20 protein-coding genes and 1 tRNA gene are annotated in these 25,640 nt (G+C 65.4%); 13 read left to right on the top strand and 8 right to left on the bottom strand.

The features are described 5' to 3' along the window. Positions 1 to 2 precede the first annotated feature (2 nt). Positions 3 to 1,505 carry a class I adenylate-forming enzyme family protein gene (locus BM190_RS19850; RefSeq protein ID WP_092258001.1) on the top strand — a complete coding sequence of 501 codons (1,503 nt, stop codon included), beginning with the start codon at positions 3 to 5 and terminating at the stop codon, positions 1,503 to 1,505. 85 nt (positions 1,506 to 1,590) lie between these two features. Further along, on the top strand, positions 1,591 to 2,814 hold the full coding sequence (locus BM190_RS19845) for a hypothetical protein (RefSeq protein ID WP_092257998.1): 1,224 nt from the start codon (positions 1,591 to 1,593) through the stop codon (positions 2,812 to 2,814). Positions 2,815 to 2,929: 115 nt separating this feature from the next. Here BM190_RS19845 and mfd read toward each other — a convergent pair whose 3' ends face one another. Next, a complete protein-coding gene (gene mfd, locus BM190_RS19840; protein ID WP_092257995.1) occupies positions 2,930 to 6,448 on the bottom strand; it encodes a transcription-repair coupling factor in 3,519 nt (1,172 codons plus the stop codon). After that, complete coding sequence (locus BM190_RS19835; protein WP_092257992.1) at positions 6,445 to 6,735, bottom strand: FAD assembly factor SdhE; 291 nt, start codon at positions 6,733 to 6,735, stop codon at positions 6,445 to 6,447. The genes mfd and BM190_RS19835 overlap by 4 nt, the downstream gene beginning before the upstream one ends. A 185-nt stretch (positions 6,736 to 6,920) precedes the next feature. Between BM190_RS19835 and recG the strand changes: the two genes are divergently transcribed. After that, positions 6,921 to 9,029, top strand: a complete 2,109-nt coding sequence (gene recG / locus BM190_RS19830) for an ATP-dependent DNA helicase RecG (protein WP_092257989.1) — start codon at positions 6,921 to 6,923, stop codon at positions 9,027 to 9,029. Between the two features lie 110 nt (positions 9,030 to 9,139). Here the strand turns inward: recG and BM190_RS19825 are convergent, their stop codons facing one another. From BM190_RS19825 to glmS, 3 genes are all read right to left on the bottom strand, one after another. Beyond that, entirely contained in the window at positions 9,140 to 9,997 is an 858-nt protein-coding gene (locus tag BM190_RS19825; RefSeq protein WP_092258606.1) for an NAD(P)-dependent oxidoreductase, read from the bottom strand. 105 nt (positions 9,998 to 10,102) lie between these two features. After that, positions 10,103 to 10,873 (bottom strand): DUF502 domain-containing protein, encoded by a 771-nt coding sequence (locus BM190_RS19820; protein WP_018317964.1) that lies wholly within the window; start codon positions 10,871 to 10,873, stop codon positions 10,103 to 10,105. Between the two features lie 84 nt (positions 10,874 to 10,957). Beyond that, complete coding sequence (gene glmS, locus BM190_RS19815; protein WP_092257986.1) at positions 10,958 to 12,784, bottom strand: glutamine--fructose-6-phosphate transaminase (isomerizing); 1,827 nt, start codon at positions 12,782 to 12,784, stop codon at positions 10,958 to 10,960. A gap of 221 nt (positions 12,785 to 13,005) precedes the next feature. On the opposite strand from glmS, the gene BM190_RS19810 reads away from it, so the two are divergent. Continuing rightward, entirely contained in the window at positions 13,006 to 13,224 is a 219-nt protein-coding gene (locus BM190_RS19810) for a hypothetical protein (protein WP_092257983.1), read from the top strand. A gap of 145 nt (positions 13,225 to 13,369) precedes the next feature. On the opposite strand, the gene glmU is transcribed toward BM190_RS19810, so the two are convergent. Next, positions 13,370 to 14,725 carry a bifunctional UDP-N-acetylglucosamine diphosphorylase/glucosamine-1-phosphate N-acetyltransferase GlmU gene (glmU, locus tag BM190_RS19805; RefSeq protein ID WP_092257980.1) on the bottom strand — a complete coding sequence of 452 codons (1,356 nt, stop codon included), beginning with the start codon at positions 14,723 to 14,725 and terminating at the stop codon, positions 13,370 to 13,372. 174 nt (positions 14,726 to 14,899) lie between these two features. Here glmU and BM190_RS19800 point away from each other — a divergent pair, with 174 nt between their 5' ends. The 5 genes from BM190_RS19800 to BM190_RS19785 all read left to right on the top strand — a co-directional run bounded on the left by BM190_RS19800 (position 14,900) and on the right by BM190_RS19785 (position 18,091). After that, positions 14,900 to 16,285, top strand: coding sequence for a hypothetical protein (locus BM190_RS19800; RefSeq protein ID WP_092257976.1), 1,386 nt, complete (start codon positions 14,900 to 14,902; stop codon positions 16,283 to 16,285). Positions 16,286 to 16,460: 175 nt separating this feature from the next. Beyond that, positions 16,461 to 16,718, top strand: a complete 258-nt coding sequence (locus BM190_RS19795; protein ID WP_018317959.1) for a hypothetical protein — start codon at positions 16,461 to 16,463, stop codon at positions 16,716 to 16,718. A gap of 230 nt (positions 16,719 to 16,948) precedes the next feature. Then, the gene (locus BM190_RS19790) at positions 16,949 to 17,389 is read left to right on the top strand and encodes an MgtC/SapB family protein (protein WP_018317958.1); all 441 of its coding nucleotides are present in this window, start codon (positions 16,949 to 16,951) and stop codon (positions 17,387 to 17,389) included. Between the two features lie 74 nt (positions 17,390 to 17,463). After that, entirely contained in the window at positions 17,464 to 17,619 is a 156-nt protein-coding gene (locus tag BM190_RS40525; RefSeq protein ID WP_018317957.1) for a hypothetical protein, read from the top strand. Positions 17,620 to 17,710: 91 nt separating this feature from the next. Further along, a complete protein-coding gene (locus BM190_RS19785) occupies positions 17,711 to 18,091 on the top strand; it encodes a hypothetical protein (protein ID WP_018317956.1) in 381 nt (126 codons plus the stop codon). On the opposite strand, the gene BM190_RS19780 is transcribed toward BM190_RS19785, so the two are convergent. After that, positions 18,051 to 19,610: a glycoside hydrolase family 17 protein gene (locus BM190_RS19780; protein WP_092257973.1), complete on the bottom strand. Its 1,560-nt coding sequence runs from the start codon at positions 19,608 to 19,610 to the stop codon at positions 18,051 to 18,053. The genes BM190_RS19785 and BM190_RS19780 overlap by 41 nt on opposite strands. Positions 19,611 to 19,978: 368 nt before the next feature. Here BM190_RS19780 and BM190_RS19775 point away from each other — a divergent pair, with 368 nt between their 5' ends. The 4 genes from BM190_RS19775 to BM190_RS39665 all read left to right on the top strand — a co-directional run bounded on the left by BM190_RS19775 (position 19,979) and on the right by BM190_RS39665 (position 24,095). Further along, positions 19,979 to 20,569, top strand: a complete 591-nt coding sequence (locus tag BM190_RS19775; protein WP_018317955.1) for a hypothetical protein — start codon at positions 19,979 to 19,981, stop codon at positions 20,567 to 20,569. 234 nt (positions 20,570 to 20,803) lie between these two features. Next, positions 20,804 to 23,470 carry a glycosyltransferase gene (locus tag BM190_RS19770; RefSeq protein ID WP_092257970.1) on the top strand — a complete coding sequence of 889 codons (2,667 nt, stop codon included), beginning with the start codon at positions 20,804 to 20,806 and terminating at the stop codon, positions 23,468 to 23,470. 316 nt (positions 23,471 to 23,786) lie between these two features. Continuing rightward, positions 23,787 to 23,862: transfer RNA gene (locus BM190_RS19765), tRNA-Lys, on the top strand. A gap of 17 nt (positions 23,863 to 23,879) precedes the next feature. Continuing rightward, positions 23,880 to 24,095, top strand: coding sequence for a hypothetical protein (locus tag BM190_RS39665; protein ID WP_143109061.1), 216 nt, complete (start codon positions 23,880 to 23,882; stop codon positions 24,093 to 24,095). 21 nt (positions 24,096 to 24,116) lie between these two features. Here the strand turns inward: BM190_RS39665 and BM190_RS41765 are convergent, their stop codons facing one another. Then, a complete protein-coding gene (locus BM190_RS41765) occupies positions 24,117 to 24,434 on the bottom strand; it encodes a hypothetical protein (RefSeq protein ID WP_177237168.1) in 318 nt (105 codons plus the stop codon). Positions 24,435 to 25,640 lie beyond the last annotated feature (1,206 nt).

Raw genomic sequence — 25,640 nt, 5'->3', positions numbered from 1 at the left:
CCGTGAACCAGCCAGCAATATCGCCGACGCTCGACACGTTGTTTCAGCGCACGCTGATGCGGCAGCCGCACGCGCCCGCCCTGCTCGACCCGCTGAACAAGGCCCGCGTGACCGGGCACCAGCCGCGGCGGATGACCTATGCCGAGGCCGACACGGCCATCGAGGCGCTGTCGGCCTATTTCGTCGAATCGGGCCTGCCGGCCAATTCCGTCATCGCCATCCAGCTGCCCAATACGGTCGAGTTCGTGCTGACGGTGCTCGCCGCCCATCGCGCCGGCCTCGTCGTCGCCGTGCTGCCGCTGCTCTGGCGGCACGCGGAACTCACCGCCGCGCTCAACCGCACCGCGGCGCGCGCCATCGTTACCATGAGCACGGTCGACGGCGTCAGCTATGCCGATCTGGCGATGCATGCCGCCGCCGAAGCCTTCTCGATCCGTCACGTCTGCGGGTTCGGAGGCGACCTGCCCGAAGGCATGGCTTCGCTCGACGACGTGTTGGCCCGCCCGCCGGGCACCACGCGCGCCGTGATCCAGGACGGCCGCAAGGCGGCGATGATCTCCTTCGACGTCACCGCGGAAGGCTTTCGCCCGGTACCGCGACCGCATTTCAGCGTGATCGCCGGTGGCCTTGCGATGTCGCTGGAAGCCGACATCCGGCAGGGCGCGACCGTGATGGCGGCATTCACACCGATGTCGTTCGCAGGGCTCGCCTCCTCGCTCGCGGTGTGGCTGCTCTCCGGCGGCGCGCTGGCGCTACATCATCCGTTCGAGAACGATGTGCTGGAGCAGCAGATCAACGAGCATGGATGCGAGGTGCTGATCGCGCCGGCGCAGCTTGCCTTGCGGCTCGGCGATGCCGATCTGGCGGCGCGGATGCCGACCTTGCGCAACGTCGTCGGCCTGTGGCGCGCGCCCGAGCAGGTGGCGGCGAGCGATGCCTGGATCGCGCCACATGCCCCGCTGACCGACGTCTACCTGTTCGGCGAGGCCGGGCTGTTCGGCGCCCGCCGCGGCGAGGACGGCATGCCCGTTGCGGTGATGCCCGGGCCGCATGGCGCTCCGCGCGAGCAATCCGGCTCGTCCATTGCCGGCGAGATCCTGCTGACGCCGAAGGGGACGCTCGGCCTGCGCGGCGCGATGGTGCCGATCGCGGCCTATGCCCCGCCGCAGCCGGTCGGCGACACGCTGATCGCGCAGCCGCCGCGAGACTATGTCGACACCGGCTATGCCGCCCGGCTCGACCGTCCGAGCGGCGCAATCTGCATCACCGCGCCCCCCTCCGGTATCATGGCCGTCGGCGGCTACCGCTTCCTCTCCAACGACCTCCAGGAATGGGCACGCCGGCTCGGCCAGGGCGCCCTGCTCACCGCGCTGCCCGATCGGCTGTCCGGCCACCGGCTGGCCGGACGCGCCCAGGACAATACCCGAGCCCGCGAGGCGCTCAGCGAGCTCGGGCTTAACCCCCTGATGGTCGAAGCTTTTCGCGACCGTTCCGGCCCGGTCTAGCCGCAGTTTCGCCTGGTGCGTTGACGCTGCATTAAGGCGGCCAAACTAGATTGCGGGGCATCTGTCGCGTGATCAGAGTTTGCGAATGTCCCAGGCGGGCCCGATCCTGTTTGTGTCCAATGCCGAGCGGCCGCCCTTCATTGCGGCGCTGGACGAGGCCCGGCTCTTTCCCGTCGTCGACACCGACTGGGCCAGCGCAGCGCACGCGGTCGAGCAGGTCCAGCCGGCCGCGGTTCTCGCCCAGATGTCCGGCGGTCACGAGCCGCATATTGCGCCGCTCGCCAAGAAGATCGCCGACCAGCCGCTTTACCTTCCCTTCGTGGCCCTCGATGCGATGGGCATGCTGCCTCACAACGCCCTGCCGTTCTCTTCGCGCGGCGGCAATTCCGACCGCCTGATCGCGCGGCTTCGCGCCGCTTTGCGCGTGCGCACTCTGCATGCCACGGTGCTGCGCCGGCTGCCGGAAGTGAAGGTCGCGTTGCCGGAAGGCGATCCGGCCCGCGATGCCACCGTGCTCCTGATCGGCCGCGGCTCGGCCTATCCCGCGCTCTCCGTCGCGCTCGGCGAACGCGCCGGCGTGGTCGGCGCGCTCTCGATCGAGGCCGCCGCGAAACACCTCAACACCCGCGACCTCGACGGCGTCGTGCTCGCCGAAGGTTTTACCGCGCGCGTCACCGACGCCTTTCTCACGGTGCTTGCCGAGGACACCCGCTTCCGCAGCCTGCCCGTCGTCGTCACCGCGCACCAGCTGACGCAGACTTACGACCTGCCCAATCTCGAGCTGATCCCGGGCGAGCCGGCGAAGGTCGCGGCCAATGCACTGCCCCTGATCCGCCAGCATGCGATGGAAGCACAATTGAGCCGCACGCTGCGCTCGATCGATGCCGGCGGCTGGCTCGATCCGCGCAGCGGCCTGCTGACGGTCGAAGCCTTCGCCCGCGATTTCGCCAAGGCGGTCGAGCAGACGCTGGCCCGCGGCGGCGGTCTCTCCGTCGCACGCTTCGCCTTCGACCCCGGCAATTCCCGCGCCCAGCTCGATGCTGCCCGCATCCTCAGCCGCCTGATGCGGCAGATGGATTTCGGCGCGGCGCAGAAGGACGGCTCGGTCATCGTCGTGTTCGCGGAAACCGACTTCCGTACCGCTCACATGATCGCCCGCCGCCTCTCGGCGGTGATGCGGCATACCTCCAACGGCAAGCACGAGATGCGCAGCGAGCCCGTCGTCAGCGTGGATTCGCTGTCGCCGTCGGATACGGCAAGGTCGTTGCTGGGGCGGCTGTCCGCGGATGCGTCGCGAGCGGCGTCGTAATTACAACCTCGCTGTCGTAGGGTGGGCAAAGCGAAGCGTGCCCACGATATCCCTCGTCTTTGAAAGATGGTGGGCACGCTTCGCTTCGCCCACCCTACGATATCTCGCCCGATCCTCACGCCGCCTTCTTGCTCTCCGCGAGCTGCGCCAGCTGCCGCAGGATCTCCGTCGTCCCAACGAGCCGCTCTTCCGGCGTTTCCCAATCCTGCAGGAACACCACCTTCATGTCGGGCCGCACCTTGGCGGCCTGGCCGTAGCTGCGGATGAACGACACCAGGCGGTCGGGATAGGCGAAGGAATTGTCGCGGAAGGCGATGACGGCACCCTTCGGGCCGGCGTCGATCTTGCCGACATTGGCGCGGCGGCAGAACGCCTTGATCGCGGCGACCTTGAAGAGGTAGCGCACCTCGTCCGGCAGCACGCCGAAGCGATCGCGCATCTCCGCGCCAAAATTCTCGATCTCCTCCTCGGTGTCGAGATCGGCCAGACGCCGGTACAGCGACAGCCGCACCGAGAGATCGCCGACGTAATCCTCCGGGATGAGCACGGGCATGCCGATGGTGATCGACGGCGACCAGCGGTCCGCCGCAGGCTCGGAGACGCCGGCCTTGAGGTTGACGATCGCCTCCTCCAGCATCGACTGATAGAGCTCGAAGCCGACCTCCTTGATGTGGCCGGACTGCTCCTCGCCGAGCAGATTGCCGGCGCCGCGAATGTCGAGATCGTGCGAGGCGAGCTGGAAGCCTGCCCCCAGCGTCTCCAGCGATTGCAGCACCGTGAGCCGGCGTTCGGCCTGCGCCGTGATCTTCTGCTGCGCCGGCAGTGTGAACAGCGCATAGGCGCGCAGCTTGGAACGGCCGACGCGGCCGCGCAGCTGATAGAGCTGGGCCAGACCGAACATGTCGGCACGGTGCACGATCAGCGTGTTGGCGTTGGGAATGTCGAGGCCGGACTCGACGATCGTGGTGGACAGCAGGATGTCGAACTTGCCGTCGTAGAACGCGGTCATGATGTCTTCAATCACCGCGGGCGGCATCTGGCCGTGCGCGACCGCGACCTTCATCTCCGGCACGTTCTTGTCGAGGAAATCCTTGACCTCGGCGAGGTCGTCGATGCGCGGCACCACGTAGAACGCCTGGCCGCCGCGATAGCGCTCACGCAGCAGCGCCTCGCGGATCATCAGCGGATCATGCGGGGCGACGAAGGTGCGCACCGCGAGGCGATCGACCGGGGGCGAGGCAATGATCGAGAGCTCGCGAACGCCGGTCAGCGCCAGTTGCAGCGTGCGCGGGATCGGCGTCGCCGACAGCGTCAGCACGTGCACCTCGGAGCGCAGCGCCTTCAGCCGCTCCTTGTGAGTGACGCCAAAATGCTGCTCCTCGTCGACGATGACGAGGCCGAGGTCGCGGAACTTGATGGCCTTGCCGAGCAACGCGTGGGTGCCGACGACAATGTCGACCGAACCGTCGGCGATGCCCTTCTTGACCAGATTGAGCTCCTTGGTCGCGACCAGGCGCGAGGCCTGCGCCACGTTGACCGGAAAGCCCTTGAAGCGCTCGGTGAAGGTCTTTGCGTGCTGGCGCGCCAGCAGTGTGGTCGGCACCACGACGGCGACCTGCTTGCCTTCGAGGGCCACGGCAAAGGCCGCGCGCAACGCCACCTCGGTCTTGCCGAAGCCGACGTCGCCGCAGATCAGCCGGTCCATGGGACGGCCAAGTTCGAGATCCTTCAGCGTGGATTCGATCGCGCCTAGCTGGTCCTCGGTCTCGTCATAGGGGAAGCGCGCGCAAAACTCGTCATAGAGGCCCTGCTGCACCGGCAGCTTGGGCGCTTCGTGCAGATGGCGCGCGGCGGCGATCTTGATCAGCTCGCCCGCGATCTCGCGGATGCGGTTCTTGAGCTTGGCCTTGCGGGTCTGCCAGCCACCGCCACCGAGGCGATCGAGCTCGACCGTGGTCTGGTCCGAGCCGTAGCGTGACAATAGCTCGATGTTCTCGACCGGCAGGAACAGTTTTGTTTCGGCGGCATAATGCAGCTCGAGACAGTCATGCGGCGCACCCGCGACATCGAGGGTCTGGAGGCCGATGAAACGGCCGATGCCGTGATCGACGTGGACGACGATGTCGCCCGCGGCAAGGCTCGTCACCTCCGAGATGAAATTGTCGAGCTTGCGGCTGGCCTTGCGCGGCCGCACCAGGCGATCGCCAAGGATGTCCTGCTCGCTGATGAGCGCGATCTCGTCGGTCTCGAAGCCGCTTTCGAGGCCGAGCACGGCGAGCATGGTCTCGTTGCGCGGGGTCGCCTGCACCGTTCGCCAGGAGTTGACGCTGGTGGTGTGGGCCAACTTGTGGTCGCGCAACATCGAATTCATGCGGTCGCGCGAGCCTTCGCTCCAGAGCGCGATCACGACCTTCTTGCGCTGGGCGTGCAGCGCCATGACATGGCTGACCACGGATTCGAACACGTTGACCGTCGTGTCGTTGCGCTCCGGCGCGAAATCGCGGCCCTTGCGGGCACCGGCGTCGACGACACTGGTCCCGTCAGCCGGAACCGAGAACTGCGTCAGCCGCAGCAGCGGCATGTCGCTCTCGCGCTGGGTCCATTCCTCGCCGGTCAGATAAAGCCGGTCTGGCGGCAGCGGCTTGTAAATGGCGCCGCCGCCAGGATGCTCCATGGCGTCGCGGCGGGCCTCGTAATAGTCCTGGATCTGCTTGAAGCGCTCGCGGACGGCGTCCTCGGCCTGCGGCTCGATCGCGATGGGCGCGCCTTGCAGATAGTCGAACAGCGTGTCCATCCGATCCTGGAACAGCGGCAGCCAGTGCTCCATGCCGGGATGGCGGCGGCCCTCGCTGACTGCCTCATACAGCGCATCGTCGCGTTCGGGCGCGCCGAACTCGGCGACATAGCCCATGCGGAATCGGCGGATGGTGTCGGTGACGAGCTGAAATTCCGAGATCGGCACCAGGTCGAGCGAGCGCATGTCGAGCAGCGTGCGCTGGGTCTCGGCGTCGAAGGAGCGGATCGATTCCAGGCTGTCGCCGAAGAAGTCGAAGCGGACAGGCTGATCGAGGCCGGCCGGAAACAGATCGAGGATGCCGCCGCGCACGGCGTATTCACCGGGCTCGCGCACGGTCGAGGAGCGGTTGTAACCGTTGTGCTCGAGCCAGGCGACGATAGTGTCCATCGGCACCACGTTGCCGGGAGCAACCGACAGTGCCTGCGCCGCGACGAGCTCGCGCGCGGGCACGCGCTGCACCACCGCGTTCACCGTGGTCAGCACGATCAGCGGCTTGTCGCTGCCGGTGAGCGAGGCCAGCCGTGCCAGCGTGGTCAGGCGTTGTGCCAAGATGCCGCCATGCGGCGAGACGCGATCATAGGGCTGGCAGTCCCAGGCCGGGAAAGTCAGCACCGGCAGATCGGGCGCGAAGAATTGCAGCGCGCGTTCGAGCTGCTGCATGCGCGGGCCGTCCCGGCAGACCACGGCAAGGCTGACGGCCGGCTTCTTCGGCCGCGCCGCGATGGCGCGGGCGAGATCGGAGACGACAAGGCCTTCGGCGCCTTCCGCGACATTGGCGAGCGTCAGCACACGGCCGGGCGCAAGCAGCTCGGCCGGAGATTTCATTGCCTGCTTCATGCGTCGCGGTCCGCGATCGGATAGGCCTTGATGCGGGCAAACAGCGCGCCGGTGACATCGGCCGGCAGCACCTTGTCACCGGTGATGGCAGCATAGAGATCGGGATCGTTGACCTCGAGCAGCGTCTCGAGCTCATCGAGCTCGGCGTCGGACAGATTGCCGATCTCGGCATCCGCGAAGCGGCCGAGGATCAGGTCCATCTCGCGCGTGCCGCGGTGCCAGCAGCGGAACAAAAGCCGCTTGCGGCGGTCGTCCAGCCCGCTGCTCGATCGTGTCGTTCCCGTCATGTCTCAAATCCAGTCAAACGCAGAAAGCCCGGACGTGCCGGGCGGGGCTGATATAGCCATTCGGGGTGGCCGTGTCAGCCCTCGATTTGGCAAGCCTGCCGCCCGGGTTGCGGCCGCGAAAAAAGCCGTGGATGCCCGGCATAAAGCCGGGCATGACGGGCCGAAACGATCCTAGATTCGCATCCATGCGCCCCAGCCTGCTCAATCCACTGTTTGCCCCCGTGACCAGCCTGCCCGGCGTCGGTCCGAAGCAGGACAAGCTGCTGCAGTACCTGCTCAGCCGCAACGAGACGCCGCGGCTGGTCGATCTGCTCCTGCACCTTCCGAGCCAGGTGATCGACCGCCGGGCGCGGCCAAAAATCCGCGACGCGGCGGTCGGAACCATGGTGACGCTGGAGGTCACCGTCGACCGCCACCGCCCGCCTCCGCCGCGCAACGCGCGCGCGCCCTATCTCGTCTATGCCAGCGACGACACCGGCGACGTCGTGCTGACCTTCTTCCGCGCCAAGCCCGGCTATGTCGAAAAACTGCTGCCAACGGGCGAGAAGCGCTACGTCTCCGGCACGCTGCAGATGTATGAAGGCATCCCGCAGATCGTGCATCCCGACCGCGTGCTGGACGAGGAAGCGATCTCGAAACTCTCAGGGATCGATCCGGTCTATCCGCTGACGGAAGGCCTGGCGCTCGGCTCGCTCCGCCGCGCGATCGCGCAGGCGCTGCAGAAGCTGCCTTCGTTGCCGGAATGGATCAGCCCGGAGGTGATGCGCCGCTGCAGTTTCCCGCCGATCTCTGAAGCGCTCAACCGCGTGCATCAGCCGGTCGAGCTGACGGACATCCTGCCCGACCAGCCGTTCTGGTCGCGCCTTGCCTTTGACGAGCTCCTGGCCGGCCAGCTCGCGCTCGCCCTGATCCGCGCGCAACTCCGCCGCCCGGCCGGCGTCCGCAACGCCGGTGACGGTCACCTGCGCAACAAGATCATCGACGCCCTGCCCTATGCGCTGACGCCCTCTCAGCGCAGCGCAGCGGCCGCGATCGCCGAGGACCTGCAACAGCCGGTGCGCATGCTGCGTCTGTTGCAGGGCGACGTCGGCTCCGGCAAGACCGTGGTCGCGCTTCTCGCGGCCGCAGCCGTCGCCGAAGTGGGAAAGCAGGCGGCGCTGATGGCCCCGACCGAAATTCTGGCGCGGCAGCACATCAAGACCATCGCGCCGCTCGCCGAGCGCGCGGGCATGCGGGTCGCGATCCTCACCGGCCGTGAAAAGGGCAAGGAGCGGCGCGAGCTGCTGGCGCAGCTCGAAGCCGGCGAGATCGACCTCGTCGTCGGCACCCACGCCCTGATCCAGGACGACGTGATCTTTCACGATCTCGCCCTCGCCATCGTCGACGAGCAGCACCGCTTCGGCGTGCGCGAACGCCTCGCGCTCACGTCCAAGGGCGAAGCGGTCGACGTGCTGGTGCTGAGCGCGACGCCGATCCCGCGCACGCTGGTGCTGACCTATTTCGGCGACATGGACATTTCCGAGCTGCGCGAAAAGCCGGCCGGCCGCCAGCCGATCGAAACCCGCACCATATCGATCAGCCGCCTCGCCGAAGTCACTGACAGCATCGGCCGCGCGCTGCAGGCCGGCAAGCTGGTTTACTGGATTTGCCCGCTGGTCGAGGAGTCCGAGGCCGAAGGCACCGAACACCTCACCAACGCGACGAAACGTTTCGAGAGCCTGCAGAAGCGTTTTGGCGAGCGCGTCGGCCTCGTCCACGGCCAGATGAAGGGTGCCGAGAAGGACCGCGTGATGGGCCAGTTCGCCGCCCACGAGATCGGCCTTCTGGTCGCGACCACCGTGGTCGAGGTCGGCGTCGACGTGCCGGCGGCGACCATCATGGTGATCGAGAATGCCGAGCGTTTTGGCCTTGCCCAGCTGCACCAGCTGCGCGGCCGCATCGGGCGCGGCTCGGAGGCCTCGACCTGCCTGCTGCTTTATTCGGAGCCGCTCGGCGAGATGTCGAAGGCGCGGCTGAAGGTGATCCGCGAGACCACCGACGGTTTTCGCATCGCCGAGGAAGACCTCAAGCTGCGCGGCGAAGGCGACGTGCTGGGCGTGCGCCAGAGCGGCCTGCCCGGCTACCGCATCGCGCGCTCGGAGGTCCACGGCCAGCTCATCACCCAGGCCAGAGACGAGGCGCTGCGCATCCTCAAGGACGATCCAAAGCTGAAGGGCGAGCGCGGCGAAGCTCTGCGCTGCCTCTTGTATCTGTATGAGCGCGATGAGGCGATCCCGCTGATTGGGGCGGGTTGAGGTTCAGGCGCGACGTCTCCTCCTCGTCATTGCGAGCGCAGCGAAGCAATGACGCATGGACACAGACCCGCGCACTTCGACCAAACTGCCGGAGCGATGGTGCGGGGCCACTAGGCCTTCTTCCGCGCGATCCCCGCGGCAAACGCCTTCATCAGCGCCGCATCCGCCGCCTCGCCTTTCGCGTCCTCGGCGAGATGCTCGAACCAGCGCGCAAACCCCTCGTAGATCTGGCTCGCCGGATGATCCGGGCCGAGAAAGCCGGAAATCTCCCGCATCTCGGCAACCCAGCGATAGGCCTTGGGGATCATGTCGGGCAGCGCGACTTCGAGCCGCGTCAGGACCGCGGGCTGGCTCAGCGCCAGTTCGTCGCGCAGCGCATCCGCAGCGCCCGCTTTCGTCGCCGCGACCACCATGGCCGAGCCGATGCCGGCGAGGCCCTTGACGATGCCGGCGTAGGACATCTTTAGAGCCGACGCCGCGCCGACCGGGCCCTCGACGATTCGCACATCGAGGCCAAAATCCTTCAGCACCGCGACGTCCTTCGCGTGCTCGCCGCACACATAAAAGGCCGGGCTCTTGCCGCCCGGCTGCGGCGGAAAACCGATGATGCCGCCATCGACGAACGGCGCCTGCGCCGAGCCGATGATCTCCTCAATTCTCTGCACGGTATCGACGTTGACGGCGTTGCAATCGACCACGATTGGCTTCTTGTCGCGCCTGACGATCAGCGCGGCCAGCCGTTCAGCCAGCGCGACGGCTTCGCCCGGCGGCACGATCGAGAGGATGATGTCGGCGCCCGCAATTTGATTGTCATCGGCACCGACCATGCCGGCTTCCGCCGCGCGTTTCCGCGTCGCCTCGCTCCGCCCGTCCAAAGACGTCAGCACGCGCGCGCCATGCTCAACGAGGCGGCGGGCGACGGCGCCGCCCATGGCGCCGGGTGCGAGAATCGCAATGGTCTTGGACATCATGTACTCCAGATCGAATTCCGAGCGAGGCGCTCAGGCGAACCGGAGACTATCAGAGGATGCGAACGCGCGCGTGACCGACGGCCATCCCGCAGCGGAATGGCCCTACTCCACCTTCGCAGGCTCGGGCTGAAGCGCGGACGCGTTGGCGATGCGCGCGGCATTCGCCATGCCCGCGAGTGCTGCAGCCTTTTTCGGATCGGGTGCCGAGCCCGGCTGCACCACGCCGGCCGACATGATCAGCGTCGCCGCGTCCTCGGCGGTGAGGTCGACCTCGATGATCTTGCTCTTCGGGACATAGAAGAAGAAGCCGGTGGTTGGGTTCGGCGAGCACGGCAGGAACACCGAGACGTGCTCCTCCTGCCCCGGCAGGTTGCGCGCGATGTCCTCGTTCGGCGATTGCGAGATCAGTACGATCGACCACATGCCCGGCGAGGGAAACTCGACCAGTCCGACCTTGCGGAAGCTCGAGCCCTTGCCCGAGAACAGCGTCTCGAACACTTGTTTCAGGCCGCGATAGATGGCGCGCACCGCCGGGATCCGGCCGAGGAACGTTTCGCCGACATCGACGAGCGTCCGGCCGATCAGATTGGCCGCGAGGAAACCGACCAGCGTCAGCGTGAAAAATGCGACAACCAGTCCCCAGCCGGGAACGACATACGGCAGATAGGTTTCCGGCCGATAGGCCAGCGGCACGAACGGCCGCACCACGCCGTCGACCCAGGTGACGAACCACCAGACCAGATACAGGGTGATGGCGATCGGCCCCGTCACCACGAGGCCAGTCAGAAAATAGTTGCGGAAGCGGCCCATCAGGCCGGTATGCGGTTCCGGGAGCGGATCAAGAGGCGCAGGCGCGTCGTCGCGGGGGGTCATTCGGGTTCCAGGTCGGTCGCAGCACACAAGCTAGGGTCTTCTAGCAGGTTTTGGAAGACCGCGACCGCCTGATATCCCTTCCGCCTATTCCACGGTCACCGATTTCGCGAGATTGCGAGGCTGGTCGACGTCGGTCCCCATGACGACAGCCGTGTGATAGGCGAGCAGCTGGACGGGGACGGCATAGACCATCGGAGTGAAGGCCGCCGCCATGTCGGGCATGACGATGGTGACGAGGGACTCGACAGTCGCCTCTTCCGCACCCTTCGCGTCCGTCATCAGGATGATGTTGCCGCCGCGGGCGGCGACCTCCTGCATGTTTGACACCGTCTTTTCGAACACCCGGTCGTGCGGCGCGATGACGACGACAGGCATGGTCTCGTCGATCAGCGCGATCGGCCCGTGCTTGAGCTCGCCGGCGGCATAGCCCTCGGCGTGGATGTAGGAGATCTCCTTCAGCTTTAGCGCGCCTTCGAGCGCAAGCGGGAAGCTGGTGCCTCGGCCGAGATAGAGCACATCGCGGGACTTGGCGATCCGGTGCGCGAGCTTTTCGATCTGCAGCTCGGTGGTGAGCGCATCCGCCATCAGGCGCGGGACTTCGACGAGGCCGTGAACCAGCTTGGTTTCGTCCTCATCGGACAATTCGCCTCTGGCCTTGCCGGCCGCGATCGCAAGGTTTGCCAGCACCATGAGCTGGCAGGTGAAGGCCTTGGTCGAGGCGACGCCGATCTCGGGGCCCGCGAGCGTCTGCAGCACGGTCTCGCTCTCGCGCGCGATCGTCGAGGTCGGGACGTTGACGACGGCGACCGTATGCACGCCCTCGGCCTTGGCATAGCGCAGTGCCGCAAGCGTGTCGGCGGTCTCGCCCGACTGCGAAATGAAGATGGCGAGATCGCCCTTGCGCAAGGGCGCCTCGCGGTAGCGGAATTCGGAGGCGACGTCGACCTCGACCGGCACGCGCGCAAAGCGCTCGAACCAGTATTTTGCGACGTAGCCGGCATAGCTCGCGGTGCCGCACGCCGTAATGTTGATGCGCTGGATGTTCTTGAAGTTGAACGGCAGCTTGACCGGCAGCGCGACACGTTCGGTCGCCATGTCGACGTATCGCGCCAGCGTATGGCCGACCACTTCCGGCTGCTCGTGGATCTCCTTCGCCATGAAGTGGCGATAGTTCGCCTTGTCGACCAGCGAGGTCGAGGCGGCATGCTTGATCTTGTCGCGCTGGACGGCATTGCCGTCCTTGTCGAAGATCGACGCGCTTTTGCGCGTCAACACGACCCAGTCGCCGTCCTCGAGATAGCTGATCGTGTCGGTGAACGGGCCGAGCGCGATGGCATCGGAGCCGAGATACATCTCGCCGTCGCCATAGCCGATCGCCAGCGGCGGCCCGTTGCGGGCGCCGATCATCAGGTCGCCATCGCCGGCGAAGATGAAGCCAAGCGCGAAGGCGCCGCGGAGCCGCCCCAGCGCCAGCTTGACGGCTTCGACCGGCGTGTTGCCGCGCGTGAGCAAATCGTCGACCAGATGCAGCACGATCTCGGTGTCGGTCTCGGTGTGGAACACCGTGCCCTTTTTCTCGAGCTCCTCGCGCAGCTCGCGGAAATTCTCGATGATGCCGTTGTGGACCACGGCGACGCGATCGGTCGCGTGCGGATGGGCGTTGTTGACGGTGGGCTTGCCGTGGGTGGCCCAGCGGGTGTGGCCGATGCCGGTGGTGCCCAGGAGCGGCTCGGCTTCCAGCCGCTTCTCCAGGTTCTTAAGCTTGCCCTCGGCGCGCCGGCGCTCGAGGTGCTTGCCTTCGAGCGTGGCGACGCCCGCCGAGTCATAGCCGCGATATTCAAGACGTTTGAGCGAATCCACCAGCTGCTCTGCAACCGGCTCGCGCCCGAGAATGCCGACAATCCCGCACATGCGGATCACTATCCCCCAAATCGTCGAAAAATCGCCTAAACGACGCACTCGGTTTTTAGCGAAAATCCCAGGGAACGATATACTCAATATTTATTGCGGATTGAGACAGCATGGACCGCAACCTGAGCTTCGCCTGCGTCGAATTGGCCGGCCTTAGACCGCGCACGTTAACTTGTTGTCAATATGTTTGACCAACGATTCCGGTGCAGGAGAGCAAAGCCATGAAAGGCTCGTCCGACCGCAAAGGTCTGTCATCGACGTACTTACGCGCCAGCGAAACCACGGGCACGCACCTGGCGCATTGGCCGCCGCCCCAGCGCGGCAAGGAGAGCAAGCCGGTCTTCCTGAAGCACGCTCAAGGCGAGCCGGCCAAACGCGCCAAGCCGCGCGGCTGGCGCCTGACCCGCGCGATCTTCTCCGAATTCGCCGACGACGAGTAAGACCACGTAAGAAGCCCCTCATGGTGAGAAGCGCGTCTCGAACCATGAAGGCCCGCATCTCGCCCGCGGCCGTCCTTCGAGACGCCCGCTTCCAGCGGGCCCTCAGGATCAGGGCGGAGTGCGCTGCGACACAACAGAATAGTGCCTATTTCTCCGGTTTCTTCCCGCCCGTCTTCAGCTCGCGATAGCGCGCCGCGCCGCCTTCCCGGATGGTCTGCTGGTTGCGCTCCAGCGCCATGGCGTCGTCGGGCACGTCGCGGGTGATGACCGAGCCGGAGCCGATATAGGCGCCATTGCCGATTTTCACCGGGGCAACCAGCGACGAATTGGTGCCGACGAAGGCGCCCTGCCCGATGGTCGTCTTATGCTTTTTGAAGCCGTCGTAGTTGCAGGTGATGGTGCCGGCGCCGATGTTGGAATTGGCGCCGACGGTGGCGTCACCGATATAGGAGAGATGATTGACCTTGACGCCGGCCTCCAGCGTCGCTGCCTTGGTCTCCACGAAATTGCCGATGCGCGCGCCGTCGCCGAGCGAGGTGCCGGGCCTCAAGCGCGCATAGGGGCCGATCGAAACGTTCTTGCCCAGCGTCGTCTGCACGATATGCGAGAAGGAATGGATCACGGTGCCGTCGGCGATCGACACGCCGGGGCCGATCACCACGAAGGGCTCGATCGTCACGTCCTTGCCGAACACTGTGTCGGCGGCGAGATAAACCGTCTCCGGCGCGATCAGCGTGACGCCGGCTTCCATCGCCGCTTTGCGCAAGCGCGCCTGCATCACGCCTTCTGCTTCCGCAAGCTGTGCCTTGGTGTTGATGCCGCGCACCTGGTCCTCGCTGGTCTCGATCACCACAGACTCCCATCCCTGTTCGCGGACGATGCCGACGGCGTCGGTCAGATAATATTCGCCCTTGGAATTCGCATTGCCGATTTTGTCCAGGATCGCGAGCGCCCGGCGACCGTCGATCGCCATCACGCCGGCATTGCACAGATCGATCTTGCGCTCCTCAGCGCTCGCATCGGCCTGCTCGCGGATCGCGACCAGGCGTTCGCCCTCGACGATGAAGCGGCCATAGCCGGTGGGATCGACGGCACGAAAGCCGAGCGCGGCAATCGCGGCGCCCCTGGCGAGCGGCGCACGCAGCCGCGCAAAGGTTTCGGCCGAAATCAGCGGCGTATCGCCAAAGGCGATCAGGAGATCATCGACGCCGCGCGCGATCGCCTCGCGCGCCGCCAGCACAGCATGCGCGGTGCCGAGCCGCTCGGCTTGCACGAAGGTGAGCGCGTCGGGCCTGATGCGCTTTGCCTCGTCCGCGACGGCCTGGTGGTCGGGACCAATCACGACCGCGAGCGAGGTGCCGGTTCCCTTGGGTGCGGCGGCGAGCACGTGGGCGAGCAAGGTCTGGTGGGCTACCGGATGCAGCACTTTCGGCAGGCTCGATCGCATGCGGGTGCCTTCGCCGGCGGCGAGCACGATCGTGAGGCTGGAACGGGCGGTCATCGAAATCCTGTCAGATAAGGCCGAATCAATTGGCGCGACGGGCGGGCAGCCGTCCTCAAAAGCTATTGCCTTGCTACCCCCGCAAACGCCCGGAATTCAAGTGCGACACGCTTTTCCTGTTAATGTTCCCTGATTGATTCGGGGAAGCCGGACAGGGCTGGGTACTTAACGTTCATGGCAAAGGATTCCGACCCACTGGCGGATGCCTTCGGCACCAAGGAGACCGGCGGGCTGTTCTCCGGACTTGTAGCCGAGGAAAGCGCGTTCGACCGCCGCATGATGTGGCGGCTGGGCTCTTGGGGTGTTGCGGCGGTAGGCGCCGTCGTCATCGCCGTAATGGCCAACCAGGCTCAGCTCGGATGGCGGCGCGACCAGGTCGCGTCCGCCGATCTCGCGCGCCAGGCGGAGCGGCTCCAGGCGCTGGCCAAGGAGAGCCAGAACGAGGCCCGCCGGCTCGCGGCCGCCATCGAGACACTGAACACAGATCGCGACCGGCTCTATTCGCGCGTCACTGTGGTCGAGCAAGGGCTCGATTCCGTCACCGGCGCCATCGCCAAGCAGCCCACCACCCCGCCGCAGGCCGGCAAGCCGCAGGATGCCGCGCCCACGGCCCCCAGCGTCGCGCCCGTCGCCTCGACCCCCGCCTCCGCCGGCGACAAGCCGCGGACCGAGGCCGCCAAGGACACGCCCAAGGATACCCCGAAGGAAACGGTCAAGGATACGCTCAAGGAAGTTTCAAAGGAGCCGTCGAGCCTGCCACCGCAGACTGCCGCCGCCGCCTCGCTCGTGCAGCAGCCGCTGGCAACGACTTCGGCGCTGCCGACCATACCGCTGGTGCCGTCCAAGTCGATCATGGCGCCGCCCGATCCGGCGGCGTCGAAATTGATTCAGCCCGAGTCAAACGAGAAGGCCGCTGAAAAGAAGGTCGAGCCGGCGCCCGCCCCGACCGAGGTCGTCGCGACAGCCGCGAAGGCGCCTGAGGCCGCCGAGAACGAATCCCCCGCCATCGCGGTCCAGCAGACGCGTTTTGCGATCGACCTCGGCGGCGCAAATTCGATCGACGGCCTGCGCGCGCTCTGGCGCGGCCTGAGCAAATCCAATCCGGAGATCGCAGCGCTGCGACCGATCATCATGATCAAGGAAGGCAACACCGGCCTCGGCATGCAACTCCGCCTGGGTGCCGGCCCGCTGGTCAACGCTGCTGCCGCCGCAAAATTCTGCGCGAGCCTCGCCGAGAACGATCGTCACTGCGAGACCACCGTCTTCGACGGCCAGCGCCTGTCGATGCGCGGCGGTTCGGAGAAGGGACAAGAGAAGTCCCAGGACAGAGTTCAAGAGAAGAACTCCGAGAAGAGCCAGGACGCGGTCCCGCAAGCCGAAACCGCGCCCGCGCCGAGCGCAAAGCCCGAGAAGCCGCAACGCCGCCGCAGCTACTCCTCCAAGCGCTCGTCGAAGCGCGAGGAGCCCGCGCCCCCGCCTGCGGCACAGCCGGCTCCGGCGAAGCCGGAGACTGCGTCTGCGTCCGCGGGATCGACGCTGTCGTCGTTCTTCAGGCGATAAACATTGCACCTGAACGCGCGGTGAACGCCGGCTTGCTTTTCCACGCGCCGATGAACCTAAATTTCGGTCCGAAAAGAGAAACCACCTGCCGATTGCCAAGTTGTCCCGGTCGTGAACCGGAGCGGCCGACATGTGAAATCGTTCGCGCTCGTCTCCATGACCAAGGGAGAAACACGTGAAGACATTGATCATCGCAACGGCCGCGCTTCTGGCGGCAGCTCCGGCGCTCGCGCAAACGACGAAATCGCCGGGCGCGTCGAGCAACGCGCCGGGTCAGCAAATGCACAACACCAAGAAGCCTTCGACGGGACCCGGCGCGTCCGAATACGCCCCTGGTCACCAGACCAATACCACCGCAGGACCGGGCCACTCGGAAAGCGCGCCGGGACAGAAGATGCAGAACACCACGGGCTCGAACACCAGCAAGAAGTGACGGTGCGCGGTCGCGTTCAGCTCTGACAGATGGCGCCGACCGGACTGGTCGGCGCCATCGCCTTGTCGAACGGCGGCTCTCCGCCTGATCGTCGATGATCGCTCGGAGTTGCGCGAGCATGCGACCATCGGACGCTCGGATCTCAGCGGCTCTTTCTCACCAAGCGGGCGTTTAGTCTCGATCTGCCGGGCGCATGCCAAGCGTCCGTCTCCCGAAACGCGCGAGCATCGATGAACGAGCTGGATGATGTGCTGAGGCTTCTGGTCGCGGCGGGAACAGGGCTGCTGATCGGCATCGACCGCGACATGAACGACAAGCCGGTCGGAATGCGCACCCTGGCCCTGGTCGCTCTCGGCTCCGCGCTGGTCTCGATCTCCGTGATCGAGTTCCAGAATCTGCGCGACCATCCGGACGCGATCTCCCGGGTCATTCAGGGCGTCGTTGCCGGTGTGCTGACCGGCGTCGGCTTCATCGGCGCCGGCGTCATCCTGCACGACGCCAAGGCGAAGACCGTGCACGGCCTCACGACCGCAGCGACTGTCTGGATTGCGGCGGGCCTTGGAATTGCCTGCGCGCTCGGAGCCTGGCTGCTGGTCGCCGCAGCGATCGCCGTCACGCTGCTCGTGCTGTTCGTTCTCGGCTGGGTCGAGCGCCGGCTCGGATTGAAATAGCGCACATACCAAATGATACGGAAGAGGCCCGCGTAAGACGGCAGTATCCGCGACGGATTTGATTCGGAGCGGAGATGACGGACGGGAAGTTTCTGGAGGAGCAACTCGCGTTGATCCGCGAGCTGGCCGAGCAGGCGGATCCCTACATCAGGAAACGCCTGCTCGCATTGGCTGAGAAATACGAGCGACGGCTCGCGGACCAGAAACGGGCGACGCAAGGCCGGCTTTGACGGCCCCTCGCGCACGCCTTGGGCGAGCCGGATCAACAGAAACATCGCCTGCCCTGTTGCCTGCCCGCGCCATCACGACCATATTGCCGCCATGACAAAAAAGCCCTTCCGCCTCTCGCCCTACCAGGTGCAGTTCCTGATCGTCGTCGGCTTCGCGTCCGTCGGCTATGCGCTCTATCTGCGCTACCTCGCGATCGAGCTGTCGCAGGTCGCTCTCGCCTGCGACGCCGGGCTGCAGACGATGATCTGCAAGGCGCGGTCGGTCTCGACGGTGCTGTTCAAGAATTCGGTGTTCGGCATCGTCGCGCTGGTGGTTGCGACGCTGAACCTGATGCGGCCGTCGATCGTGCTGCTCACCGTCGGCATCATCGCCGCCGGCCTCGGCATCGTGCTCTACAATGTCGTGCTGTCGGGCCTGGCGATCGGCCTGTTCATTCTTGGATTTGCTCGGCCCGCGCCCGCCACAGCGTAAGCGCGAACAACAGATAGATCGTGCAGGTCCACAGCGACTGCCAATTGTCGCGGCCCTCGTTGAAGAGCACGAAGACTGCCGACAGCGCCAGCACGCCCGCGAACACCGATTCCGCGATCGGACGCTGGCCGATCTGCGGCCGGTTCAGCATCAAAAGCGCGAACGGCACCACCGCCATCGTCAGCGCGGCGTAGGGGAAATCCTTGTAGCGCGGGTCGAACACGAAGCCGAGCGCGGTCGCCGCCGCGATCACCGCGGTCACCGCCAGCGTCAGGCCGAGCACGGCGGTGAGCTTCGACCATTTCCGCCCCTCGCGCGGACCGAGCAGGTCGAGGAAGGTCGGAAGGCTGCGGCCGATCACCATCGCCTGCGCACAGAAGATCGGCGACAGGATGCCGGCCGCGAGCAGCGCGCCCCAGAGCAGCCAGCCGCCGATGCCGTAGCTCTCATAATAAAGCTTGTCGGCGCCGATCCCGAGCAGGCTGCCCGCCGTCGTCGCCGAGATGGCGACGCCGAGCCAGGCCGAGAAGCGCGGCGTCCACGGCCGCCGGCGCAGCGTGATGAGCGCGACCGCGAATACCAGCACGGACAGGCCCATGCCCGCGCCCATGTACCATTTCCAGTACGGGAAATTGCTGATCGGCTCGCCCGGCGGATATTTCAGGCTCCGGCGCACCGAATCGTACAGGCCCCAATAGCCGCCGACGGTGCCCTCGAGCTTGCGCTTCCACGGCTGGTCGTAGGACTCGATCAGGTTGACGCGAAACTTCTGCGCCTTCGCCAAGCTGAGGATTTCCGAGACCACCCGCGCCTGGTTGGTGCGTGAGGGCAGCGCGCCGTCGCGCATGCGCCCTTCGCTCGGCCAGCCGGTCTCGCCGATCAGGATTTCCTTGCCCGGAAACGCCACCGCCATGCGCTCGCGGATCGCCTCGACATGGGCGGCGGCGAATTTCGCCTTCACCGGCATATCCTCCCAATAAGGCAGGATGTGAATGGTGACGAAGTCGACGGCGTCATAGACCTCGCGGTTCTTCAGCCAGAATTCCCAGACGTCGGCATAGGTGACGGGCACGCTGACCTGCGTCTTCACCAGGCGGATGATCGAGACGAGGTCCGCCGTCGTCATCTCACCGCGCAGCAGCACCTCGTTGCCGACGATGACCGCGGTGATGATGGCTGGGAATTCCTTGGTGAGGCGAATGGCGAGGGCGGCCTGCTCAAAATTCTTGCTGCGGTTGCTGGAGAGCCAGATGCCTTGCAGCACTTTCAGCCCGCCGACCTTGGCGGCGATCGCCGGCACCTGGTCGAGCCCGTTCTCCATCGAATAGATGCGGACGCAGTCGGTGATTTCCTTGAGCTGGCGCAGATCCTGCTCGATCTGCTCGGCGTCGATATGGGTCCACGCGTTCAGCGGCGTCTGCTCGCCGCGGAACGGCGCGTAGGAGACGCATTGGACCTTCTCGGCGGGATCGATCGGGGCGCGTGCAAGCGTGATCGGCGTCGCCAACCACCACCACACGGCAGCAATCGCACCCAGTGAAACGAGCAGAAGCGCCAGTGGCGTACGAAGAGAAATCGGTTCCGTCCTCCGCGAAGGGTCCGTCGATTACCTGCTTGCACGCCATCTGCCAAGGGGGTGCCCAAAGCGGGTGTCCAAGCGGGGGTCCAAATGCCGATCCACACTCAAGGATCCGCGCCTGCCCCAAAGGAATTGGGCTGCGGCCCTTCGACCGGGGCCTAGCATCGTGACTTTGCTGGACAAAATTCCAAATACAGGTCATGGACTCGGAAAGACTTTTCCGCCGCATTGGAGACCCATTTGGACGCCATCACCGGCGCGTCCGCGGGATCCTGACGCGGACGGCCAGCGGATACATTGGGGAATTCATGCGGCAACGGGTGTTCGAGTCACGAAATGCGGTCCTGCGGCAGTTCGCCGCCACCTTGGCCGTCTCCTGCCTTCTCGTTCTCGCCGGTCTCGGTGGCGCTTCCGCCCAGAGCGGCACGCCCGCACCGGACCAGGGCAAGGCTGCCGCCCAGCCCGCCGACGCCGCCAAGGATGCGGCCCAGAACCAGCGCCGCACCGACGAATTCGCCGAAGCGGCCCAGGTCATCAACGGCCCGGCCGGCAATCCCGAATGCGTCTGGCTCGGCCGCCGCGTGGTGCGCCTGATGTGGCGGGATGACCTCGATACCGCGTTCCGCCATCTCGACCTCTACGACCGTTTCGGCTGCCCCGGCGGTCACATCCAGGCCGCTTTCCGCTGCCTGACCCGGTTCGGCGGCCAGATCGATCCCAAGGTCGCCGAGACCCTGGACAGCCGCGTGCACGCCTGCTGGATCAACCCGGCGGCCCAGCCGCAGCAGGCGGCGGCCGCAGCGGCACAGCCGGCCGCTCCCGCTGCCAACAATGCGCAGCCGCAGCCGACCGCCAGCCCATCGCCCGCGGCAAGCCCGACGCCGGCGCCCCAGAAATAGCCCAAGGTCTTAAATAGACTTGGCCGTTTCAGCTGTCGTTCAGGAACGATCGGCCATAGGCGCGGTTGGCACTGCCGCGCGTCGTTCGAAAAAGGCCATGCCCTCATAAGGACATGAGGCCATGACAGTTGTGAAACCGTGCGGCGGAGATATGCTCCCTTTGCCGCGGACTTGGTCGGATCTCGGGGTCGGATCCGCTTCCCTGCCCCCTCAGCCCCTTCAGGTTTAGCCGCGATGCGCGTTGTCGCCGCCGTTCTGTTGCTCGTCTCCGCGCTTCACGCTGGGCTGTGGGGAGTCTTGCGCGACAAGGAACCCGCGCCCGATTTCAAGGGCCTGTTGCCGAGCGTCTCCTACGCGCCGTTCGAAGGCTCGGCTCACCCCGATATCGACAACATCCCGACGGTCGAGAAAATCCGCGCAGACCTGAAGACGCTGTCGACCATGACGCGCGCGATCCGCCTCTACTCGTCCACCGGCGGCGTGGAACTGGTGCCGCCGATCGCGGCCGAGTTCGGCCTCAAGGTCACCGTCGGCGCCTGGATCGACAAGGACAAGGATCGCAACGAGCGCGAGATCAAGGCCGCCATCGAACTCGCCCGCAAGAACAGCAACGTCGTCGGCGTCGTCGTCGGCAACGAGGTGATCTACCGCGGCGAGCAGAAGGTCGAAGACCTCATCGACATGATCAAGAAGGTGAAGGGCTCGGTCCGCGTGCCCGTCACCACCGGCGAGATCTGGAACATCTGGCGCGACAATCCCGACCTCGGCTCCAGCGTCGATTTCATCGCCGCCCACGTGCTGCCCTACTGGGAAAACTTCCGCTCGGACCAGGCGGTCGACCAGGCCGTCGACCGCTACAATCTCTTGCGCAACCTGTTCCCCGGCAAGCGCATCGTGATCGCCGAGTTCGGCTGGCCGAGCCAGGGCTACAATCTGCGCAACGCCGATCCGGGCCCGTTCCAGCAGGCTCTGATCCTGCGCAACTTCGTCAGCCGCGCCGAAGCCATCGGCATGGAATACAACATCGTCGAGGCCATCGATCAGCCCTGGAAATTCTTCGAAGGCGGCGTCGGTCCGTATTGGGGCATCCTCAACGCCAGCCGCGAGCCGAAATTCGCTTGGACCGGTCCGGTCGAGAACCCCGACTATTGGAAGCTGATGGGCATCGCGCTCCTGGTCGGCATCCTGCTGTCGCTGCCGATCCTGCGGATCGAAAAGCCGACCGCGAAGCAGGCCTTCCTGCTGTCGGCGACGGCCAACGGCGTCGGCGCCTGGGCCGCGACCGTGTTCGCGTTCTGGAACAGCCATTACTTCATCTTCGGCTCCGCCTTCGCGCTGACGCTCGGCATGATCCTGCTCGTTCCGCTGGTCCTCATCGCGATGGCGCGCATCGACGAGGTCGCAGCGGTCGCCTTCGGCCGGTCGCCGCAGCGACTGCTCAGCAAGGGCAAGCCGGTCGAGAATGTTCCCGAGAATTACTGCCCAAAGGTCTCGATCCACATTCCCGCTTATTTCGAGCCGGTCGAGATGCTCAAGCAGACGCTGGATGCGCTGTCGCGGCTGAACTATCCGAACTACGAATGCGTGGTCATCATCAACAACACGCCGGATCCCGCGTTCTGGCAGCCGATCCAGGACCATTGCCGCGCGCTTGGTGAACGCTTCAAATTCATCAACGCCGAGAAGGTGCAGGGTTTCAAGGCCGGCGCTCTTCGGATTGCGATGGACTGCACCGCCGCCGATGCCGAGATCATCGGCATCCTCGACGCCGACTATGCCGTCGATCCCGACTGGCTGAAGGACCTCGTGCCTGCCTTCGCCGATGCGCGTGTCGGCCTCGTGCAGGCTCCGCAGGAGCATCGCGACGGCGATCTGTCGATCATGCACTACATCATGAACGGCGAATATGCCGGCTTCTTCGACATCGGCATGGTCCAGCGCAACGAGGCCAACGCCATCATCGTGCACGGCACGATGTGCCTGATCCGCCGCGCGGCGATGGACATGGCCGGCGGCTGGTCGTCCGATACGATCTGCGAGGATTCGGATCTCGGCCTTGCGATCCAGGAGCTCGGCTGGACAACCCACTACACCAACCACCGCTACGGCCAGGGCCTCCTGCCCGACACCTACGAGGCCTTCAAGAAGCAGCGTCACCGCTGGGCCTATGGCGGCCTCCAGATCGTGAAGAAGCACTGGCGCTACTTCCTGCCCGGCAAGAGCCGGCTGACGCCCGACCAGAAGCGCGAATATGGCCTGGGCTGGCTGAACTGGCTCGGCGCCGAAAGTCTCGGCGTGGTCGTGGCGCTGCTCAACCTCGTCTGGGTGCCGATCGTCGCCTTCGCCGACATCGCCATTCCCGACAAGATCCTGACGCTGCCGATCATCGGCGCCTTCATCGTCTCGCTGGCGCACTTCCTGTCGATGTACCGCGCCCGCGTCGCGATCAAGCCCGGCCAGATGCTCGGCGCCATGATCGCCGCGATGAGCGTGCAGTGGACGGTGTCGCGCGCAGTGGCGCAGGGCCTCATCACCGAGCACATCGCCTTCGCCCGCACCTCCAAGGGTGGCCTGTCCAGGATGTCGATCGAGTTCCAGGCGTTCTGGGAGGCCGTGATCGGCACCCTGCTCGTGATCGGCGCCGGCGTACTGATCGCCTCCAACAGCTACCGCCAGATCACCGAGATCTACATCTTCGCCGGCGTGCTGGTGCTGCAGAGCCTGCCGTTCCTGGCGGCCGTCGCCATCGCCATCCTCGAGCTGAGCCGCATCAACTCGTTCCAGTTCTGGCGCGACAGCGCGATCCGCACCGCCGAGCTGATCGGGCTGCGTCCGGTCGCGCTGCCGGCCCCCGGCACGCCGCAGCCCGTGCCGAACGAGGTGCGGCGGGAGACCCAGTGATTGAGGCTCCGCGCTAGCCTTTGGACCTCGTGATTAAAAGACGCGTGGTCTTCGGCGTGGATGACGGCCCGCCAATCGGGTTGAGCTTTCCGCCTTAAGCGGCGGAAACCGCGAGCAAATCCCCGCTCCTGCCGCGACTTTCAGCAACCACCCAAGCTATTGACCTCAGCGCCCCATCCCCCTACACAGCGCGGGCCGAAAGCATGATCCGGAAACAGCCGGTTTTCCCCGCGACGCCCTTAAGCGCAGCGGCAAGACATGCTTCTCGAATGTCCGACCACGATGGCGATCTCTGACGTGCCATCAGCGGCCATGGGAGCGCGTAGCTCAGCCGGTAGAGCACGTGACTTTTAATCACGGGGTCCTGGGTTCGAGCCCCAGCGCGCTCACCAAAAGCCGGATCAATAGCTTGGCCAACAAGACCAGCCGAACCGAAAAACTCTGCGTGGGCCCCGTGTTGGCGAATCGATTGCGCGTGAACATGAAGAACATTCCTGCGGAGTTTGAGGACATACTCGCGACGGAACTGGTTGCGCGTTATCTCGATCGCGTGGGCGCAATCATCACGAAGGCCAGGGTGAAATTTTCCAAGGGCGACCAGCCCCGGGGTAGATCGTCACAGTGATCTTTGCACACCTACGGGGCGCTAACTCGGGCGCATTCCGAAGCCCAAGTAATTGATAACTCGACTCCGGCTTGCGGCGCGCTTCGATAGCGGCATGCCCGGCTCTGCTCGACACCACACGCCCACGCCCACGCCCACGCACGCGGACGGCCGACCGGTGAAGATCACGTTCGGCAAGATGCGCGAGATGGCTTGCAGGGCGTTGTGTTCTACCGCCATTGCGGCCATCACGTAGCGTTGCGCGCCGATCGCTGTCCTGATGTTGTCCGCCTGTCTGATATCGAGCCGCGCTTTGTCTACGCTGCCTGTGGCAACCGCTGAGCCGATGAGGCCCGGCAAGGCCGATGGCCCGCCTATCGCGGATGACGCGCAATCCCCGGCAAAGGATCGCTTCGCGTTGTCCAGGCTCCGCGATCATCCCACCACTGATCTGGTTAAGATTGTTCATTCTCTTGCAGGGGAAAATTTGCCTGTGTGCGCCTTGATGTGGCTCGCCGTCAGGAGGCCATGGAGGCGTATAGCGATGGGACAAACGACCCGAATTTTGAAGCGGGCAAATGTCCTGCCCGATCTCCTGAAAATGCTTCAGGAACTCGAGGAGCTCAGAGAAAGGGTTCGGCTCGCCGAGGCCGCGCGCGTGTTGCACTAGGCCCACGCGAAAAGTCCCCATCCCTTTCGGGGGGCGCTTTGGCGCGTCAGTCCCGCAAGCCCGAGGACGCGGTCTCCGAGCGAAGTGTCGTTCCATCTCGACATGCGCTGACGTCTAGCGACAGCGGGTTCTAAAAATCGCACTTTTCTGTCGCTGGTCCGTACTTGCCGCTGTAGAAGCGCGCCCGACCGAGGACTTTTGACCTGCCAATTGAGCTTGAGCAGAGCCCGAGAAGCTCCTCCCGCTGCGACCTCGTCGCGCGCGAACTTCGGAAGGTAGCGCGGCGTAAGGCTAAAAACGCAATCGACGTCTCCGGAATGAGGAATGTACAATTCGGTGACAGCCGGTCGCGATTTCGACGTCGACATGGTTCGCACTCGAGTTCATGCGCAATAGAGCTCTGGTAGCTCGTCGCCGCAAACGAGTGCCAGATTCCGATAAACCCCAGTAGTCGCCCCGAGATGAACTCCCCGCAGCATGCGCCTATTGTGCCCTACCCCTCCAGGCATTTTGGCGATGGTTTGCGTAGCGAAAGACAGCCCGCCCGTTCTGATCTGCTCCAAGTGCGGACGGCCGATGACGTTTTTGGCCACGCTTCCCGCCATCCTCAATCTGCCTGCAGTCCATGCTTTCCAGTGCCGCCCCTGTCTGCGCGTCGACACCATTCCGCTGGCATAGCACTCGCGCGTAAGTCGGTTTGAGCTCTTGCAAAAACCCATCACTCGTTTGCGGTCAGCGCCGCTGCGATCCGCGATCGTATCGGAGCAATCCTCAAAAGCCCGCGAAGTGACCGACCGACTTGCCAGCGATGGGTTTCGCAAGTGCTCAACGCGCTAATCTGAATCTCACGAAGCTCAAGCCGTGCAACGCGAAGATCGGATCCCCGACCCTAGAAG

Origin of the sequence: Bradyrhizobium sp. Rc3b, assembly GCF_900114915.1 — a bacterium.
Taxonomy (GTDB): Bacteria; Pseudomonadota; Alphaproteobacteria; order Rhizobiales; family Xanthobacteraceae; genus Bradyrhizobium.
The sequence above is the reverse complement of the archived record's forward strand: the minus strand, read 5'-3'. Positions and strand labels throughout refer to the sequence as shown.

Bases quoted from the DNA above. Each gene is read 5' to 3' on its own strand.
- BM190_RS19845 (WP_092257998.1), top strand. From the start codon at position 1,591: ATGTCCCAGGCGGGCCCGATCCTGTTTGTGTCCAATGCCGAGCGGCCG.
- mfd (WP_092257995.1), bottom strand. From the start codon at position 6,448: ATGAAGCAGGCAATGAAATCTCCGGCCGAGCTGCTTGCGCCCGGCCGT.
- BM190_RS19835 (WP_092257992.1), bottom strand. From the start codon at position 6,735: ATGACGGGAACGACACGATCGAGCAGCGGGCTGGACGACCGCCGCAAG.
- recG (WP_092257989.1), top strand. From the start codon at position 6,921: ATGCGCCCCAGCCTGCTCAATCCACTGTTTGCCCCCGTGACCAGCCTG.
- BM190_RS19825 (WP_092258606.1), bottom strand. From the start codon at position 9,997: ATGTCCAAGACCATTGCGATTCTCGCACCCGGCGCCATGGGCGGCGCC.
- BM190_RS19820 (WP_018317964.1), bottom strand. From the start codon at position 10,873: ATGACCCCCCGCGACGACGCGCCTGCGCCTCTTGATCCGCTCCCGGAA.
- glmS (WP_092257986.1), bottom strand. From the start codon at position 12,784: ATGTGCGGGATTGTCGGCATTCTCGGGCGCGAGCCGGTTGCAGAGCAG.
- BM190_RS19810 (WP_092257983.1), top strand. From the start codon at position 13,006: ATGAAAGGCTCGTCCGACCGCAAAGGTCTGTCATCGACGTACTTACGC.
- glmU (WP_092257980.1), bottom strand. From the start codon at position 14,725: ATGACCGCCCGTTCCAGCCTCACGATCGTGCTCGCCGCCGGCGAAGGC.
- BM190_RS19800 (WP_092257976.1), top strand. From the start codon at position 14,900: ATGGCAAAGGATTCCGACCCACTGGCGGATGCCTTCGGCACCAAGGAG.
- BM190_RS19790 (WP_018317958.1), top strand. From the start codon at position 16,949: ATGAACGAGCTGGATGATGTGCTGAGGCTTCTGGTCGCGGCGGGAACA.
- BM190_RS40525 (WP_018317957.1), top strand. From the start codon at position 17,464: ATGACGGACGGGAAGTTTCTGGAGGAGCAACTCGCGTTGATCCGCGAG.
- BM190_RS19785 (WP_018317956.1), top strand. From the start codon at position 17,711: ATGACAAAAAAGCCCTTCCGCCTCTCGCCCTACCAGGTGCAGTTCCTG.
- BM190_RS19775 (WP_018317955.1), top strand. From the start codon at position 19,979: ATGCGGCAACGGGTGTTCGAGTCACGAAATGCGGTCCTGCGGCAGTTC.
- BM190_RS19770 (WP_092257970.1), top strand. From the start codon at position 20,804: ATGCGCGTTGTCGCCGCCGTTCTGTTGCTCGTCTCCGCGCTTCACGCT.